The following is a 17245-nucleotide window of genomic DNA, read 5'->3' as shown; positions in this document are numbered from 1 at the left end:
CGCGCACGGCGCATTCGACCCGGTCCGCCCGGGACCGAAAAACCGGCACGATCCCCGGATGTCCGTCGCACCGACGCACCACCCTAACTCGGCAGCGGTGCCCTTGATTCGATGCGGGGTTTCGGTATATTTGCGGGACACACGAGGGGATGGCGCACTCGCAAAAACAGGGCGCCCTCAAACGACCAAAAAGCCTATAACCGAGAATAACGATCATGTCCGGCACCTACGACCTTACGCTCGTCGTACTTTCCTGCCTGCTTTCGATCCTCGCATCGTTCACGGCACTCAATATCTCCGATCGCCTGAATCTCATCGGGAATCGTTCGATCTGGCCCTGGATCGCTTTCGGCGGTTGCATCATGGGGCTCGGCATCTGGTCGATGCATTTCGTCGCCATGCTGGCATTTCACCTGCCGGTGGCCGTCGGATACGACATTCCCACCACCGTCGCTTCCCTGCTCATCGCGATTGCCGCTTCGACAGTCGGCTTCATCCCGCTCGCCCGCTTCGCGCTGCACTGGCCGCAACTCATCGTCAGCGCAGTCGTCATGGGACTGGGCGTCGCCGGCATGCACTATCTCGGCATGCAGGCAATGAGCATCTGCTCCGGCATTCGATACCAGCCCTGGTTGGTCGTGCTGTCCGTCATCATCGCGATCCTGGCAAGCGGCGCCGCCTTGTTGCTGGCCTTCGACCTGCGCCGGCCGAGCGCATTCGGCAGGACACGCCAGATCGGTTCGGCCATCGTCATGGGCGTGGCCGTGTGCGGAATGCATTACTGCGGCATGGCAGCGGCCAGTTTCGAACGAGGCAGCGACTCGGCGGCGACCCTCGCCAATCTGCCCGCACCGTGGCTGGCCGGTATCGTCGTGACTTTCAGCCTGGTGATTTTCCTGGTCGCCGCCGTGATCATGGTGCTGGATGCGAGGATCAACACCCAGGCGCGAGAACGCGTTCAGGCGACATTGAGCAGCCATCTCGATCGACGGAACCCCACGCGCTGACAGGGCCCGCTCGGTTTCATCCGGGCACGTCGAACTCGCCTTTCGCTTGTTCTTCCAGCCCGGCACACCAGGTGCACGAGCGCACGGCCGCTTCGGCGCGCCGCGCAAGCGGAAGGCGCATCCGGTTCTCGAGCGCGCCGCCCCGTGCATCGGCGCGCATCATCCCGATCGACGCACTGCCGTTCAACGGCAACGGCAAGCTCATGCGGCGGGAATTGCTCGCGCGGCTGTAGCGTGTGAAGGCGTGCCGGCGCGATGTCTCCTTCCCCGAAAAACCGCAAAATCTGCAAACCCGCCGACCCTACATTGCTCCTCCAGGAGCACGCAATTGAAAACCCGAACCCTGACCCAATACGCCCGGCGCATGGATCCCGTCCTGCGCTGGCTGGCAAGCCACCCCGACGCCGACCCGGATCTGTATCTGCTGGCCGACCTCGCGTGCTTGTCGCCGTATCACTTTCATCGCGTCTACCGCGCGATGATCGGCGAGACGGTGAACGCCACCGTGCAGCGCATTCGCATGCACCGTGCGGCGGTCGCGTTGGGCGGGACCGGGGTGCCATTGCGCGAGGTTGCGCAGCAAGCCGGCTATACGTCGGATGCTGCCTTCAGCCGTGCGTTCGGCGCGACCTTCGGCCTGTCGCCGGGGCGCTACCGCGCGGCCCGCTCCGTTCCGTTCAATCCACAGGAGCTCGGCATGTATCCCGTTACCATCGAAACGTTCCCTGGCGCCGTACTCGCCGCACTGCCGCACCACGGCAGCTATCAGGCAATCGGCCCGGTCTTCACCCGTGCCTTCATGCTGGCCGCCGCCCGCGGCCTGGCGCACCCTGAGGCGATCGGCTTCGGCGTGTATTTCGACGATCCCGAGCAGGTGCCGGCCGACCGCTTGCGCTCGATGGCCGGCATGTCCGTCGCGCCGGACGCCGAAGTGGGCGACGAGTTGGAACGCTTCGAGATTCCAGCCGGCCGCTGCGCGATCCTGACCTACACCGGGCCGTACAACGAAATGGACCGGCCGTATAACTGGATGTTCTCCGAATGGCTGCCCGCGAGCGGCAACGTGCCGGCCGACTTCCCGATGTTCGAGCAGTACCTGAACGACCCGCGCAGCACCCCACCCGCGCAGTTGCAGACGCGCATCTGCATGCCGTTGAAGTAAGCGCCGCACGGCCCCGCGGAGTCACGCCGGGCCCGCCCCGGCGATGGCTGACTCCGGCCCGGCACGCCGCCGGAGTCAGCCACGATCGCCCTGGAGGCAGTTCACGCCAACAACGGGCTCGTTCTAGCCCAGCCAGCGCGCATCGGGCCAGTCGCCCTGGTCGAACGTAGCCTTCACGCAATCGAGCAGCACACCGACCACGCAGCGCACCGGCGCCGTGGCCTGCCGGCTGCTGGGCGCCGCGAGCACGATCGTGCGCCGGACGCCCGGCGACGCGAGCGGCGCCGCGCTCAGGATCCCGCGCTCGACCTCCTGCGTCACACCGACGGCCGGCAGGATCGTCCAGCCGTGGCCTTGCGCGACCAGTTCCTTCTGCACGCTCAGCGCATTGGTTTCGGCGAACACCTGCAACGTCACGCCCGCCTCGGCCGCCGCGTGCTCGATCGCAGCGCGCAGGCCCTGCGGCGCGGAAGGCAGGATGAACGGCTCGCGCGCGACCCGATCCAGCGACACCGGCCGCTTGTGCGACAGCTTCGCCGACGGCGCCGCGACGGCCCACAGACTTTCGTCGATCAACGCCTTGACGTGCAGCGCGGGCGTCTCCTTCTGCCCGTACAGCAGCGCCGCATCGACATCGCCCGCTTCGAGCCAGTCCTGCAGATGGCCCGCGTAGCCGATCGTGAGCCGCAGGCGGATGTGCGGGTAGCGCCGCGCCACCTCGCCCGCCAGCCGCGTGGCCAGCAGGTCCGACGTGCTGGCCAGCAGCCCGATGCTCACGATGCCCGCCACCGGCCCCTCGGTCGGCTGGATCTCGGCCTTGGCCCGCGCCACCTCGTTGAGGATGCGGCGCGCGTATTCGAGCATCGTCTTGCCCGACGGCGTAAGCCGCATGCCGTGGCGGCTGCGGTCGAACAGTTCCGTCCCCATGTCGTCCTCGAGCAGGCGCAGCTGGCGCGACACGGCCGGCTGCACGAGATTCAACAGGCTCGACGCCCGGGTGACGTTGCCCGTTTCGGCCACGGTGACGAACGCGCGCAATTGCTTGAGATCCATCGCGGATACCTCGATACCAAAAACTGATTCGACGATCAGGAAATTCTATTGTTTAAGAAATCCATCAAAACTTATTATGGGCTCAACCCATGCCAATGACGAGACACGATTCATGAGCGCCTCCGTTTTCTCCGCCCCCGACCAGTACCAGGAAATCCGCGACGCGGTACGCGGCCTGTGCAATCAGTTTCCGGCCGACTACCACCGCAAGATAGACGAGGCACGCGGCTATCCCGAAGCGTTCGTCACGGCCCTCACGCAGGCCGGCTGGCTGGCCGCGCTGATTCCGCAGGAATACGGCGGCCCGGGGCTGTCGATGGCCGAGGCGTCGGTGATCATGGAAGAGATCAACCGCTCCGGCGGCAATTCGGGCGCGTGCCACGGCCAGATGTACGTGATGAACACCATCGTGTTCAGCGGCACCGAAGCGCAGAAGCAGCGCTACCTGCCACGCATCGCGGCGGGCGAACTGCGCGTGCAGTCGATGGGCGTGACCGAGCCCACCACCGGCAGCGACACCACCAAGCTCAAGACCACGGCCGTGAAAAAGGACGGCCGCTGGGTCGTCAACGGCCAGAAGGTATGGATCTCGCGGGTCCAGCACAGCGATCTGCTGATCCTGCTCGCGCGCACGACGCCGCTCGACCAGGTGCAGAAGAAGAGCGACGGGCTGTCGTGCTTCATCGTCGAGCTGGACAAGGCGATCGGCAACGGGCTGACGGTGCGCCCGATCCTCAACATGGTCAACCACGAGACCAACGAGCTGTTCTTCGACAACCTGGAGCTGCCGGAAGACGCGTTGCTCGGCACCGAAGGCAAGGGGCTGAAAGTGATCTTCGACGGCCTGAACGCCGAGCGCACGCTGATCGCGGCCGAGTGCATCGGCGACGGCTACTGGTTCCTCGAGAAAGCGCGCAACTACGCGAGCGAGCGCAAGGTGTTCGGCCGGCCGATCGGCCAGAACCAGGGTATCCAGTTCCCGCTCGCCGAATCGTTCATCGAGCTGGAGGCCGCGAACCTGATGCGCTGGCGCGCCTGCGAGAAGATCGACGCGCGCCAGAATGCCGGCGTCGAGGCCAACATGGCCAAGTACCTGGCCGCGAAAGCGAGCTGGGAAGCGGCCAATGCTTGCCTGCAGACGCACGGCGGCTTCGGTTTCGCCTGCGAATACGACGTGGAGCGCAAGTTCCGCGAAACGCGCCTGTACCAGGTCGCGCCGATTTCCACCAACATGATCCTCGGGCATGTGGCCGAGCACGTGCTGCAGCTCCCTCGTTCCTACTGATTCCGGAAGGATTCCTCTCCATGAAGATGCTCGTACCCGATCGACCAGACCGGCGAGATCGTCGCGCCGCAACAGTACATCGCGGCCGGCATCTCGGGGACGATCCAGCACTTGGCCGGCATGAAGGGTTCAACGGCAGTCGTCTCGATCGACAAGCATTCCGAAGCACTGATCTTCAGCGTGGCCGACTACAGCCTCGAAACGGACCTGCTCCGGCCGTACCCGACCAGGTCAACGCACGCTGACGGCAAGGGCAGCCGGCACCTGAAATACCGGCGTCGATTGCCTGCCGGACACTTCCATCACCTAGTACGAAGCACCATGAATGTCGAGCTTTCCGAATCCTTCGACGCGTGGGTCGGCCGCAGCGAAGGCCATACGGACCGGATTACTCGGGCGCCCGTCCGTCTGTTGCAGGCAACTCTGGACTACGCGACCCCATCCGAACTCCCCGCGACGCTGCCGCCACTGTGGCACTGGCTGTACTTCCTGCCGGGCGAGCGACAGTCGAACATCGGCGTCGACGGTCACCCGCAGCGCGGCGGCTTCCTGCCGCCCGTCACGCTGCCGCGCCGCATGTGGGCCGGCGGACGGCTGCAGTTCCTTCGCCCGCTGGCCGTCGATGCACCCGTGCAGCGCCGCTCCACGATCCTCAGCGTGCAGAGTAAATCCGGCCGCAGCGGCCGGCTGGTGTTCGTCACCGTGCTGCACGAAACGAGCGACGCCGAGGGCGTGGCCATCCGCGAAGAACAGGACATCGTGTATCGCGATGCGCCGCCGCCTGCCACTGCCGGCGCGCCGACACCTGAGCCAGCACCGGCGCCGACCGACGAACAGTTTTCGCGCATCGTCACGCCCGATCCGGTGCTGCTGATGCGCTTTTCCGCGCTCACCTTCAACGGCCACCGGATCCACTACGACCGGCCCTACGCGATGCAGGAAGAAGGCTATCCGGGCCTCGTGGTGCACGGCCCGCTGATCGCGATGCTGCTGCTGGAGGAACTGCGCCGCACGCACTCCGGCAAGACCGTTCGCCGCTTCGAGTTCAAGGCTGTGAGCCCGCTGTTCGACACCGCGCCGTTCACGGTGAACGGCAAGCTCGAAGGACATGCCGCCCGCCTGTGGGCGCGCGGCCCGCAAGGGCGGCTGGCCATGCAGGCCAGCGCCGAACTGGAGTAACGTTCCGACCATGCAAGCTCGCAAAGCTCAACCCGGCCCGCTGAGCGGGATGACCGTCGTCGCGCTCGAACACGCGATTGCCGCGCCGTTCTGCACACGCCAGCTCGCCGACCTCGGCGCCCGTGTCATCAAGGTGGAACGCCCTGGCGTGGGCGATTTCGCGCGGGCGTACGATCACCGCACCCGCGGCCTCGCGTCGCACTTCGTGTGGACCAACCGGTCGAAGGAAAGCCTCACGCTGGACCTGAAGCAACCGGCCGCGCAGGCGGTGCTGGGCGAACTCGTGGGCCAGGCCGACGTGCTGGTGCAGAACCTCGCGCCCGGCGCGGCCGCGCGCCTGGGCCTGTCGTTCGATGCGCTGCACGCGAAGCACCCGCGGCTGATCGTCTGCGACATCTCGGGCTATGGCGCCGACGGCCCGTACCGCGACAAGAAAGCCTACGACCTGCTGATCCAGAGCGAGGCGGCATTCCTGTCGATCACGGGCACGGCAGACGAGCCCTGCAAGGCCGGCAACTCGATCGCCGACATCGCGGCGGGCATGTACGCGTACACCGGCATCCTCAGCGCGCTCCTGCAGCGCGGCGTCACGGGCATCGGCTCGCACGTGGAAATTTCGATGCTCGAAGCGCTGGCCGAGTGGATGAGCTTCCCGATGTACTACGCGTACGACGGCCAGCAGCAGCCGGCCCGCAACGGCGCCGCGCACGCGACCATCTACCCGTACGGCCCGTTCAAGGCCGGCGACGGCCGCGTCGTGATGCTCGGACTGCAGAACGAGCGCGAATGGAAAGCGTTCTGCGATGTCGTGCTGCGCGACCCGGCGCTCGCGACCGACCCGCGCTTCGACGCCAACGTGCGCCGTTCCGAACATCGTGCGGAACTGAAGGCCGTGATCGAACAGGCATTCTCCTCGCTCACCGCGCAGGACGTGATCGCGCGCCTCGACGCCGCGCAGATCGCGAACGCCGCCGTGAACCAGATCGGCGATCTCTGGACGCATCCGCAACTGCACGCGCGCCAGCGCTTTCGCACGATCGACTCGCCGGCCGGCGAACTGCGGGCGCTGCTGCCGCCCGCAACGATCGACAGCTTCGACGCGCGCATGGATGCAGTGCCCGCGCTGGGCGAGCACAGCGCGGCCATCCTGCACGAACTCGGGCGCACCGACGCCGATATCGAACAACTGCGCGCCGCCGGCGTGATCTGAGCCATGTCCAAACCCCTCTCCCCCGTCCATCACGCGCGCAGCCTGCTGTTCGTGCCGGCCACTCGCCCCGAGCGCTTTGCGAAGGCGTTCGACTCGGGCGCCGACTGCATCATCGTCGACCTCGAGGACGCGGTCAGCCCCGACAGCAAGGACGACGCACGCGCGCAACTCGCGCAGCACCTGCCGTTGCTGACGGCCGAGCAGCGTGCGCGCACCGTCGTGCGCGTGAACGCGGTCGGCACGCCGTGGCACGACGCGGACATCGCGCTGCTGCGCGACCGGGCCGCGCAACGCGTAGTCGTGATGCTGCCGAAGTCAGAAGATGCGGGCGCGCTGCGCCAGGTCGCGGAGCAGCTCGGCGCGCACGCGCAACTCGTGGCGCTGATTGAATCGCTGGCGGGGCTCGATGCGGCCGATGCGCTGGCGCGCGACCCGCAGGTCGTGCGTGTCGCGTTCGGGCATCTGGATTTCCAGCTCGACCTCGGCATGCGCGCGACGCCCGACGAGCCGGAGCTGGCCTTTGCGCGCCATGCGATCGTGGCCGCGTCGCGTCGCGCACAGTTGCCCGCGCCGATCGACGGCGTGACCACGCGCACCGACGATGCCGAGCGTCTGACGGCCGATGCCCGACGCGCGCGCGCATTCGGTTTCGGCGGCAAGCTGTGCATCCACCCGGCGCAGGTCGCCGGCGTGAACGATGCGATGGGCTATTCGGAAGACGAGCAGGCGTGGGCGCGCCGCGTGATCGACGCCGCCGCGAAACACGGCGGCGCCGCGTTCAGCCTGGACGGCCGAATGGTCGATCTCCCGGTGATTCGTGCGGCCGAAGCGATCCTCGCCGGTACGCGGAAATGATCCGTCGCTACGACGCGGCAAGATCGGCGACTTCGACAGCCGGCCTCGCGCGGCTCGCGCCGAACGCGCTGCCGGGAAGCCCGGCTCGCCGTTGAACGGCGACACGACCGTCCCGCCGAAGGCGGAGTCGCCGCGACGGTCGCCAAGAGGCTCGCCCCCCGGTCAGACGCCTTCGACCAGCACGGCCCGAAAGCGTCCACCCTTGACGCGATGCTGAACAATGGCCTGGTATGCCGGGCTGTCGTACCACGCGCGCGCGGCGTCCGCGGACGGAAACTCGACGATCACGACCCCTTCCGGGCCGTCACCCTCGAGCGCTTCCTGCGGGCCATACGCGGCCAGCACCTTCAACGGGTGGCCGGCGATCGTCGCGCCGACCTTGTCCTGGTAGAGATCGAGTTCCTGCTGATCCTGCGTGCTTTCATGCGTGAAGACGATATAGGTCGCCAAGATTGCACTCCTGATGCGTTCGAGAATGATGGGACGATCCGAAGATCGTCCGCCGGACAACGACATTCATCCTAACCATCGGGCGCGCTTTCTCTTATCCCCCTGATTCCAACTCTCTATTCGAGCCGCATTAACAATGGACAATGGACGCACCCGATCGGTCGGGCGCGTGTCGCGGCCGCCGCGATGGCGGCAGCCTCGTCATCTTGTTCGCATGCGATGTCCATCAGCCATTCCCGGTGCTCGCCGGGTTCGAGACCTGGCAGCTTGCGTTCATGCCGATCGGACTGCCGGCCTGTGGCGGCGGGTGCACCACGCGATCACGGCGGCGGCATAGGGCGTCGACCGCAGCCCCAAAAGAAAACACCCCTCGACGAGGGGTGCATGAGCCGGATCGCGGTGCGCCCCCAGCCGCTTGCAAGTCAGCTGGGGGCGCACCGCCCGGCACCGGGGCCGTCGAGACGAAGCGTCGCGCTCACCCTACCCGCGCTTCGCCCTCGCGCTCGGCTTCCCCTTCGTCCGACCCGGTTCGCGCCAGCACCGGCTTGAGCGCCTGCCCGGTGTGGCTTGCACTCACCTGGACGAGCGCTTCCGGCGGTGCCGCCGCGACGATCGTGCCGCCGCCCACGCCGCCCTCCGGCCCGAGATCGATGATCCAGTCGGCTTCGGCGATCACGTCGAGGTCATGCTCGATCACGACGACGCTGTGGCCCGCATCGACGAGCCGGTGCAGCACGCGGATCAGCTTCGCGACGTCGGCCATGTGCAGGCCGACCGTCGGTTCGTCGAGCACGTACAGCGTGTGCGGCGCCTTCTGGCCGCGCCGCGTGATGTCGTCGCGCACCTTCGTCAGCTCGGTGACGAGCTTGATGCGCTGCGCCTCGCCGCCCGACAGCGTCGGCGACGGCTGGCCGAGCGTCAGGTAGCCGAGCCCGACATCCTTCATCAGCTGCAGCGGATGCGCGATGTTCGAGATCGGCGCGAAAAACTCCACCGCCTCGTCGATCTCCATCGTCAGCACGTCGCCGATGTTCCGGCCGCGCCACGTGACGGCGAGCGTCTCCGGGTTGAAGCGCTGCCCGTGGCACACGTCGCACGGCACCTTCACGTCGGGCAGGAAGCTCATCCCGATCGTGCGCACGCCTTGCCCTTCGCATGCGGGGCAGCGCCCGTCGCCGGTATTGAACGAGAAGCGCGATGCCGTGTAGCCGCGCGCCCGCGCTTCGAGCGTATCGGCGAACAGCTTGCGGATCGTGTCCCACACGCCGATATAGGTGGCCGGGCACGAGCGCGGCGTCTTGCCGATCGGCGTCTGGTCGACTTCCAGCACGCGATCGATCTGCTCCCAGCCGCTCAGCGACTCGCAGCCCTGCCACGCATGCGTGACGTTCAGCGACGGCCGCGGCGCGCTGCGCGCGAGCACGCTCGACCGGCGATTGGTGGCCGGCGCGTCCTGCTGCGCGGCCTTGCGTGCGCGGCGCGTGGCCGGCGACGACAGCACCGAGCGGCCGACCGCGTCGAGCAGGTTCGTCATCAGCACGTCGCGCGCGAGCGTCGACTTGCCCGAACCGCTCACGCCCGTCACCGCGACGAGCCGCGCGAGCGGAATGCCGACCGTGACGTCGCGCAGGTTGTGCAGCCGCGCGCCATGCACGGTCAGCCAGGCCTCCGGCACCGCGGCGCCGCCTTTCTTGCCCGGCGGGCTCACGCTGCGGCGCGGCTGCAGCGGGTGCGTCATCGGCTGCGCAAGCAGGCGCCCCGTGACCGAATCGGATTGCGCGGCGAGATCCGCGACCGCCCCCTGCGCGACCAGCGTGCCGCCGCGCTTGCCGGCGCCCGGGCCGACGTCGATGATGTGATCGGCGCGACGGATCGTGTCCTCGTCATGCTCGACGACGACGAGCGTGTTGCCCTTGTCGCCGAGCTTGCGCAGCGCGTCCAGCAGGATCTGGTTGTCGCGCGGATGCAGGCCGATCGTCGGTTCGTCGAGCACGTAGCAGACGCCCTGCAGGTTGCTGCCGAGCTGCGCCGCGAGCCGGATGCGCTGTGCTTCGCCACCCGACAGGCTCGGCGCCGCACGATCGAGGCTCAGGTAGCCGAGCCCGACTTCCTCGAGAAACGCGAGGCGGCTGCCGATCTCGCTGACGATGTCGCGTGCGATCTGCGCGTCGCGCCCCGTCAGCTCCAGCCCGTCGATCCAGCGCCGCGTGTCGGACACCGTCCATTGCGCGACCTCGACGATCGGATGCGCGTCGAACGTGACCGCGCGCGCGGACGGGTTCAGCCGCGTGCCGTTGCAATCCGGGCACGGCTCGTTGCCCACGCCTTCCGGTTCCTGCTCGTCGGACGGCAGCGTCTGCTCACGGCCACGGTCATCCCCGGCGAGCACGGTGTCGTCGTACGCGGCGCGCTGTTCACGTGTGAGCGTGACGCCGGTGCCGACGCAGGTCGTGCACCAGCCGTGCTTGCTGTTGTACGAGAACATCCGCGGGTCCAGCTCCGGGTAGCTCGTGCCGCACACCGGGCACGCGCGCTTGACCGACAGCACCTTGACCGTGCCGACGCGCGCGGTCGAATGATCGTTCTGCATCGCATCGTGCAGCCCGTCGAGCGGCGCGAGCAGATGCATCACGCCCTTGCCGAGCTCGAGCGTCTCGTCGAGCACGCGCCGCAGTTCGGCCTCGTTGTCCGGCGACACGACGATGTCGGCCACCGGCAGCTCGATCGTATGCTCGCGGAAGCGGTCGAGCTTCGGCCACGGATCGACCTGCACGAACTCGCCGTCGACGCGCAGATGCGTGCTGCCGCGCGCCTTCGCCCATTTCGCGAGATCCGTATACACGCCCTTGCGGTTGACGACGAGCGGCGCAAGCAGCCCGACGTGCTCGCCGCGATGATCGCGCAGCAACTGCGCGGCGATCGATTCGACGGACTGCGACGTGACGGGCGTGCCGTCGTGGATGCAATGCTGCAGGCCGAGCTTCACGTACAGCAGCCGCAGGAAGTGCCAGACCTCGGACGTGGTCGCGACCGTGCTCTTGCGGCCGCCGCGCGACAGCCGCTGCTCGATCGCGACGGTCGGCGGAATGCCGTACACCGCATCGACTTCAGGGCGGCCGGCCGGCTGCACGATCGAGCGCGCATACGCATTCAGCGACTCGAGGTAACGGCGCTGCCCTTCATGGAACAGGATGTCGAACGCGAGCGTCGACTTGCCGGAACCGGACACGCCGGTGATCACGTTGAACTTGCCGTGCGGGATGTCGACGTCGAGCGCCTTCAGGTTGTGCTCACGTGCATTGACGATCCGCACGACGTCTTCGCCTTCGATCGCACGCCGCTCGCGCGCCGCGTTCAGCACGGCCTGCAGCGGCTTGCCTTCGTCGGCGAGCGCCAGCTCGGCATCCATCGCGCGGTCGTACTGCAGCAGCGCCACGCCGGTATGCGATTCGGCGCAAGCCTTCACGTCGTCGGGTGTGCCCGCGCACAGCACGAGGCCGCCGCCGTCGCCGCCTTCCGGGCCGAGATCGATCAGCCAGTCGGCCGCGCGGATCACGTCGAGGTTGTGCTCGATCACGATCAGCGAATGGCCGGCGGCGAGCAGCTTGCCGAACGCCTGCATCAGCTTCGCGATGTCGTCGAAGTGCAGCCCGGTGGTCGGCTCGTCGAACATGAACAGCTTCGCCCGCGCGATGCGCGCTTCTTCCGTGACGACCCGGCGGCCGTTGACGGCTGCCGCCGATTCGGCGAGGAAGCCGGCAAGCTTCAGCCGCTGCGCTTCGCCGCCCGACAGCGTCGGCACCGGCTGGCCGAGCTTCACGTATTCGAGGCCGACGTCGACGATCGGCTGCAGCACGCGCAGCACCTCGGCGTCGGTCGCGAAGAACGCGGCCGCTTCGCTGACGGTGAGGTCGAGCACGTCGGCGATGCTCAGCGCGCGGCCGTCGCGCTCGATGCGCACCTCGAGAATCTCGGCGCGGTAGCGGCTGCCGTCGCAATCCGGGCAGCGCAGGTAGACGTCGCTCAGGAACTGCATCTCGATGTGCTCGAAGCCCGAGCCGCCGCAGGTCGGGCACCGGCCGTCGCCCGAATTGAAGCTGAACGTGCCGGCGCCATAGCCGCGTTGCAGCGCGAGCGGCGCCTTCGCGAACAGCTTGCGGATTTCGTCGAACGCGCCGACGTAGCTCGCCGGGTTCGACCGCGTGGTCTTGCCGATCGGCGACTGGTCGACGAACACGACGTCGCCGACCTGGTCGGCGCCCGTGAGGCCGCGATACGCGCCCGGCGACTCGGTCGCCTTGCCGTGGTGGCGGGCCATCGCCGGATAGAGCACGTCCTGCAGCAGCGTGGACTTGCCGGACCCCGACACGCCCGTCACGCAGACGAGCCGCTGCAGCGGAATCTCGACCGTCACGTCGCGCAGGTTGTGCTCGGTCGCGCCTTCGAGCACGATGCGCGGCGTGTTCGCGTCGACCACCCGGCGCGCCCAGTTCGACGCATGCGCGACATGCTTGCGGCCGCCGAGATACTCGCCCGTGAGCGTGTGCGCCGAACGAATGTCGCCCGGCGTGCCGTCATACACGATCGTGCCGCCGCGCTCGCCCGGGCCGGGGCCCATGTCGATCAGCCGGTCGGCCGCGAGCATCACCGACGGATCGTGTTCGACCACGACCAGCGTATTGCCCGCGTCGCGCAGCCGCTGCATCGCCTCGACGATCCGCGTGAGGTCGCGCGGATGCAGCCCGATGCTCGGTTCGTCGAGCACGAACAGGGTTTTCGTGAGCGACGTGCCGAGCGCCGTCGTCAGGTTGATCCGCTGCACCTCGCCGCCCGACAGCGTGCGGCTCTGCCGGTCGAGCGTCAGGTAGCCGAGCCCCACGTCGCACAGATATTTCAGGCGCGTGCGCACCTCGGCGAGCAGCAGCTTCAGCGCATCGTCGAGCAGCGCGCTCGGCAGCGTGATGTCATCGAAGAAGCGGCGAATGCGCTCGATCGGCAGCAGCATCAGGTCGTGCACGGTCAGGCCCGGCAACGCTTCGAGCTGCGCGCGGCTCCAGTCGACGCCGCGGGGCATGAAGCGGCCGGCCGGCGCGAGCACGGCGTCCGCGTTCTCTTTCGAGCCGAGCCGCCATTGCAGCGATTCCGTCTTCAGGCGCGCGCCGCCGCACACGTCGCACGGCGTGTAGCTGCGGTATTTCGACAGCAGCACGCGGATATGCATCTTGTACGCTTTCGACTCGAGATAGCCGAAGAAGCGTTTCACGCCGTACCACTGGCTCTGCCACTTGCCGTTCCAGTCGGGCGACCCGTTGACGACCCAGTCGCGCTGGGCGTCCGACAGCTCGGACCACGGCGTGTCGCGCGGGATGCCGGCTTTCGCCGCGTAGCGCATCAGGTCGTCCTGGCACTCCTTCCAGGCTGGGGTCTGCATCGGCTTGATCGCGCCGCCGCGCAGCGTCTTGCGCGCGTCGGGGATCACGAGGCCGAGATCGACGCCGATCACGCGGCCGAAGCCGCGGCAGGTTTCGCATGCGCCATATGCCGAATTGAACGAGAACAGCGCCGCCTGCGGCTCCGCGTAGCGCAGGTCGCTGTCGGGATCGTGCAGGCCGGTGGAGAAACGCCACACCAGCGGCTCGGCAACCGCATTCTCGGCGTCGGCCGGCAGCACATAGACGTTCACGCGGCCGCCGCCGCGTTTCAGCGACGCCTCGATCGCCTCGACCACGCGCACCTTGTCGGCGCCCTGCACGCGGAAGCGGTCGGCCACCACGTCGAGCACCTTGCGCGGCCCGGTGGCTGAAGCGACCTCGCGCTGCGCCTGCACGCGCGTATAGCCGCTCGCCGACAGCCACTGCGCGATTTCCTCATCGGACACCGCTTCCGGCAGCTCGACCGGGAACGTGACGACGACACGCGGATCGTCGGCTCGCGTGCGTTCGACGAGCTCCGCGTAGATCGTCTCCGGCGTGTCGTGCCGCACCTGCCGCGCGGTCTTGCGATCGAACAGCTCGGCCGCGCGCGCGTACAGCAGCTTCAGGTGATCGTTCAGCTCGGTCATCGTGCCGACGGTCGAGCGCGAGCTACGGACCGGGTTGGTCTGGTCGATCGCGATTGCCGGCGGCACGCCGTCGACACGCTCGACCTGCGGACGGTCCATCCGGTCGAGGAACTGCCGCGCGTACGCGCTGAAGGTTTCGACGTAGCGCCGCTGGCCTTCCGCGTACAGCGTGTCGAATACGAGGCTGGACTTGCCGGAGCCCGACGGGCCGGTAACGACCGTCATCTCGCCGGTACGCAGGTCGAGATCGAGGTTCTTGAGGTTGTGCTGACGCGCTCCGCGAATGCGGATCAGATTGCTGGATGACAATTTGCCTGCCCGTCTGAATGAGTTAGCCAGAGTTCACGGTGCCGGAACGCTGCGGCGGATGCCCGCAGGCGCGGCGCACGGGCCGCAAGGTTGTACCCGTGCGACTCGATTTCGACGGACACTATACTGTATATTCATACAGTTTTCCATGACGACCCTTGGGGCGTCATGGGCAGGCGGCTGGCGCAGGGGGAGACGCCTGCCGGAACGGGTGGCGCCGGCCGCGATACGCCAACGTTTCCCCCTTCCCCACGTCTCGCTCGCGCGACGGAGACGGCCGAACAGGCGCCCCGTTGCATGCGGGTTCGCTGCCGTATTGGGAGCGCACTGCCAACCATTCGAATCACCCTGTCGCCGGCTGACGACTGGTGCAGCCGCCCTGCCCAGTAGCGCTCGAAAAAGTTGACTTGTAGATGTCGTAACTCATTAGTAGCATTCTCTACATGAGTACTTCATCGATCTGGTCACTCCTTGTACTGACCCTTCCAACAGAAAACGCGACGGCCCGCATGCGATTCTGGCGTGCGCTCAAATCGAAGGGCTGCGCGGTGCTGCGCGACGGCATCTACCTGCTGCCGCACACCGCAGAGCATGAAGCGACCCTGCGCGAACTCGCGGACGCCATCGCCGACAGCGGGGGCACGGCCTACCTGCTGCGCGCGCCCAGTCTCGACGCGTCGCAGGAACAGGAATTCCGCGCGCTGTTCGACCGCGACGACGACTACGCGACCTTCACGCGCACGCTCGTCGACGCGCGCAAGACACTTGCCGGGCAGTCCCCCACGGAACTCACCCGCCTGCTGCGTCGCCTGCGCAAGGATTTCGACGCCATCCGGGCGATCGACTATTTCCCGGGCGATTCGGCCACCCGTGCCGAAGCCGCGCTGCAGGATTTCGTCGCGCTGGTCGACACCGTGCTGTCGCCGGGCGAGCCGCACGCCGCCGATCGCGCCATTCGCCCGCTGGCGATTGGCGAGTACCAGGGTCGCACGTGGGCGACGCGGCAGCGGATGTGGGTCGATCGCGTCGCGAGCGCATGGTTGATCCAGCGATTCATCGACGCGCGCGCCCGCTTCATCTGGCTGGCGTCGCCGGCGGATTGCCCGGCCGACGCGCTCGGCTTCGATTTCGACGGTGCGACGTTCACGCACGTCGGCGAGCGCGTGACATTCGAGGTGCTACTCGCCAGTTTCGGGCTCGAAAACGACGCCGCGCTGATGCGGCTCGGCGAGATCGTTCATGCACTCGACGTAGGCGGCTCCGCCGCGCCTGAAGCGGTGGGCTTCGAGGCCGTGATGGCCGGCACGCGCCAGCGCACCGAGAACGACGATCAGTTGCTCGAGCAGATGGGCGCCGTGCTCGACGCCCTGTATGCGCACTTCACGTCGAGCGGAAAGAACCCAACCACCGCCAGATCATGACGACTACCATCGCCACCACCGAACCGACCTACTCGCTGGGCGAACTGGTCGCCTACATGCTGCGTCTCGGCACCTTGGGTTTCGGCGGGCCGGTCGCGCTCGCGGGCTACATGCGTCGCGACCTGGTCGAGCGTCGCGGCTGGATCACCGAGGCCGACTACAAGGAAGGCCTCACGCTGGCCCAGCTCGCCCCGGGGCCGATGGCGGCCCAGTTGGCGATCTATCTCGGCTTCGTCCACTACCGCCTCCTCGGCGCGACGCTGGTCGGTTTCGCGTTCGTGGTGCCGTCGTTCCTGATGGTGGTCGCGCTCGGGTTCGCGTACGCGCATTTCGGCGGGCTGCCGTGGATGCAGGCCGTCTTCTACGGCGTCGGCGCCGCGGTGGTCGGCATCATCGCGATGAGCGCCTACAAGCTCACGACCAAGACCGTCGGCAACGACAAGCTCCTTTGGGCGATCTTCCTGACCCTGGCCGCGGTGACCTTCATCACGGAATCGGAAATCGCGTGGCTGTTCGTCGCGGCCGGCCTGATCGGCTGGCTGTGGCGCGCGCCACCCAAGTGGCTGCACAAGGGCGGCCTGAATGCCGTTGCCGCCGCCAATCTTCCCGCAGCCAGCGGATGGCTGAGCGGCATCGATTTACCGCAGCTCGTCCAGATCGGTGCGTTCTTCATGAAGGCAGGTGCGTTCGTGTTCGGCTCCGGGCTTGCGATCGTGCCGTTCCTCTATGGCGGCGTCGTCACCGAACATCACTGGCTGAACGACAAACAGTTCGTGGATGCCGTCGCGGTCGCGATGATCACGCCCGGCCCGGTCGTGATCACCGTCGGCTTCATCGGGTATCTGGTCGCGGGATTCCCGGGCGCACTCGTCGCTTCGCTCGGCACGTTCCTGCCTTGCTACCTGTTCACGGTCATCCCCGCGCCTTACGTGAAAAAATACGGGCACCGACCGGGCGTCAAGGCGTTCGTGAACGGCATCACCGCCGCAGCCGTCGGCGCGATCACGGGCTCCGTCCTCGTGATCGCGAAGCGATCGATCGTCGACATCCCGACCGCCCTGCTCGCCGTCGCCACCGTGCTGCTGCTGTGGCGTTTCAAGAAGCTCCAGGAACCGGTGATCGTGACGGCTGCCGCCGTCATCGGGCTCGTGGCGTTCCCGCTGCTCCATCATTGACTCGCGTCGCCGGGAGGCGAACGTGATGGGTCCGATTGCCGAAACGCTGCGGCGGATGCCCGCTGGCGAACCCCGACC

11 protein-coding genes and 1 pseudogene are annotated in these 17245 nt (G+C 67.5%); 9 read left to right on the top strand and 3 right to left on the bottom strand.

Annotation, left to right across the window (positions count from 1 at the left end; translation table 11 throughout):
• The first annotated feature begins 215 nt into the window (after positions 1–215).
• Together LXE91_RS34535 and LXE91_RS34530 are read left to right on the top strand one after the other, a co-directional pair.
• Positions 216–1007, top strand: a complete 792-nt coding sequence (locus tag LXE91_RS34535) for an MHYT domain-containing protein (protein WP_052760048.1) — start codon at positions 216–218, stop codon at positions 1005–1007.
• A gap of 328 nt (positions 1008–1335) precedes the next feature.
• A complete protein-coding gene (locus LXE91_RS34530) occupies positions 1336–2169 on the top strand; it encodes an AraC family transcriptional regulator (RefSeq protein WP_039360412.1) in 834 nt (277 codons plus the stop codon).
• 123 nt (positions 2170–2292) lie between these two features.
• On the opposite strand, the gene LXE91_RS34525 is transcribed toward LXE91_RS34530, so the two are convergent.
• Positions 2293–3222 (bottom strand): LysR family transcriptional regulator, encoded by a 930-nt coding sequence (locus tag LXE91_RS34525; RefSeq protein ID WP_046197122.1) that lies wholly within the window; start codon positions 3220–3222, stop codon positions 2293–2295.
• 112 nt (positions 3223–3334) lie between these two features.
• On the opposite strand from LXE91_RS34525, the gene LXE91_RS34520 reads away from it, so the two are divergent.
• From LXE91_RS34520 to LXE91_RS34505, 5 genes and pseudogenes are all read left to right on the top strand, one after another.
• Positions 3335–4507 (top strand): acyl-CoA dehydrogenase family protein, encoded by a 1173-nt coding sequence (locus tag LXE91_RS34520; protein ID WP_046543602.1) that lies wholly within the window; start codon positions 3335–3337, stop codon positions 4505–4507.
• Positions 4508–4546: 39 nt separating this feature from the next.
• Positions 4547–4594, top strand: a pseudogene (locus tag LXE91_RS43820) (hypothetical protein); the annotation flags it as partial.
• 234 nt (positions 4595–4828) lie between these two features.
• Entirely contained in the window at positions 4829–5686 is an 858-nt protein-coding gene (locus LXE91_RS34515) for an HTD2 family dehydratase (protein ID WP_039355647.1), read from the top strand.
• A 10-nt stretch (positions 5687–5696) separates the two neighbouring features.
• Positions 5697–6896 carry a CaiB/BaiF CoA transferase family protein gene (locus LXE91_RS34510; protein WP_039355649.1) on the top strand — a complete coding sequence of 400 codons (1200 nt, stop codon included), beginning with the start codon at positions 5697–5699 and terminating at the stop codon, positions 6894–6896.
• A gap of 3 nt (positions 6897–6899) precedes the next feature.
• Complete coding sequence (locus tag LXE91_RS34505; protein ID WP_039355652.1) at positions 6900–7751, top strand: HpcH/HpaI aldolase/citrate lyase family protein; 852 nt, start codon at positions 6900–6902, stop codon at positions 7749–7751.
• A gap of 162 nt (positions 7752–7913) precedes the next feature.
• On the opposite strand, the gene LXE91_RS34500 is transcribed toward LXE91_RS34505, so the two are convergent.
• Both LXE91_RS34500 and uvrA read right to left on the bottom strand, forming a co-directional pair.
• Complete coding sequence (locus tag LXE91_RS34500; RefSeq protein ID WP_039355654.1) at positions 7914–8201, bottom strand: DUF1330 domain-containing protein; 288 nt, start codon at positions 8199–8201, stop codon at positions 7914–7916.
• Positions 8202–8676: 475 nt separating this feature from the next.
• A complete protein-coding gene (gene uvrA, locus LXE91_RS34495; RefSeq protein ID WP_039355657.1) occupies positions 8677–14571 on the bottom strand; it encodes an excinuclease ABC subunit UvrA in 5895 nt (1964 codons plus the stop codon).
• A gap of 443 nt (positions 14572–15014) precedes the next feature.
• Here uvrA and LXE91_RS34490 point away from each other — a divergent pair, with 443 nt between their 5' ends.
• Together LXE91_RS34490 and LXE91_RS34485 are read left to right on the top strand one after the other, a co-directional pair.
• Positions 15015–15992 carry a chromate resistance protein ChrB domain-containing protein gene (locus tag LXE91_RS34490; protein WP_039355659.1) on the top strand — a complete coding sequence of 326 codons (978 nt, stop codon included), beginning with the start codon at positions 15015–15017 and terminating at the stop codon, positions 15990–15992.
• Positions 15989–17167, top strand: a complete 1179-nt coding sequence (locus LXE91_RS34485) for a chromate transporter (protein ID WP_039355661.1) — start codon at positions 15989–15991, stop codon at positions 17165–17167. Before LXE91_RS34490 ends, LXE91_RS34485 begins: the two co-directional genes overlap by 4 nt.
• The last annotated feature ends 78 nt before the right edge of the window (positions 17168–17245 follow it).

This window comes from Burkholderia contaminans (assembly GCF_029633825.1).
Lineage (GTDB): Bacteria > Pseudomonadota > Gammaproteobacteria > Burkholderiales > Burkholderiaceae > Burkholderia > Burkholderia contaminans.
Note: the sequence above shows the minus strand (reverse complement) of the source record. Positions and strands in the feature narration are given on the sequence as shown.

Coding starts and splice junctions, on each gene's coding strand:
- LXE91_RS34535 (WP_052760048.1), top strand. CDS start 216: ATGTCCGGCACCTACGACCTTACGCTCGTCGTACTTTCCTGCCTGCTT.
- LXE91_RS34525 (WP_046197122.1), bottom strand. CDS start 3,222: ATGGATCTCAAGCAATTGCGCGCGTTCGTCACCGTGGCCGAAACGGGC.
- LXE91_RS34520 (WP_046543602.1), top strand. CDS start 3,335: ATGAGCGCCTCCGTTTTCTCCGCCCCCGACCAGTACCAGGAAATCCGC.
- LXE91_RS34515 (WP_039355647.1), top strand. CDS start 4,829: ATGAATGTCGAGCTTTCCGAATCCTTCGACGCGTGGGTCGGCCGCAGC.
- LXE91_RS34510 (WP_039355649.1), top strand. CDS start 5,697: ATGCAAGCTCGCAAAGCTCAACCCGGCCCGCTGAGCGGGATGACCGTC.
- LXE91_RS34505 (WP_039355652.1), top strand. CDS start 6,900: ATGTCCAAACCCCTCTCCCCCGTCCATCACGCGCGCAGCCTGCTGTTC.
- LXE91_RS34490 (WP_039355659.1), top strand. CDS start 15,015: ATGAGTACTTCATCGATCTGGTCACTCCTTGTACTGACCCTTCCAACA.
- LXE91_RS34485 (WP_039355661.1), top strand. CDS start 15,989: ATGACGACTACCATCGCCACCACCGAACCGACCTACTCGCTGGGCGAA.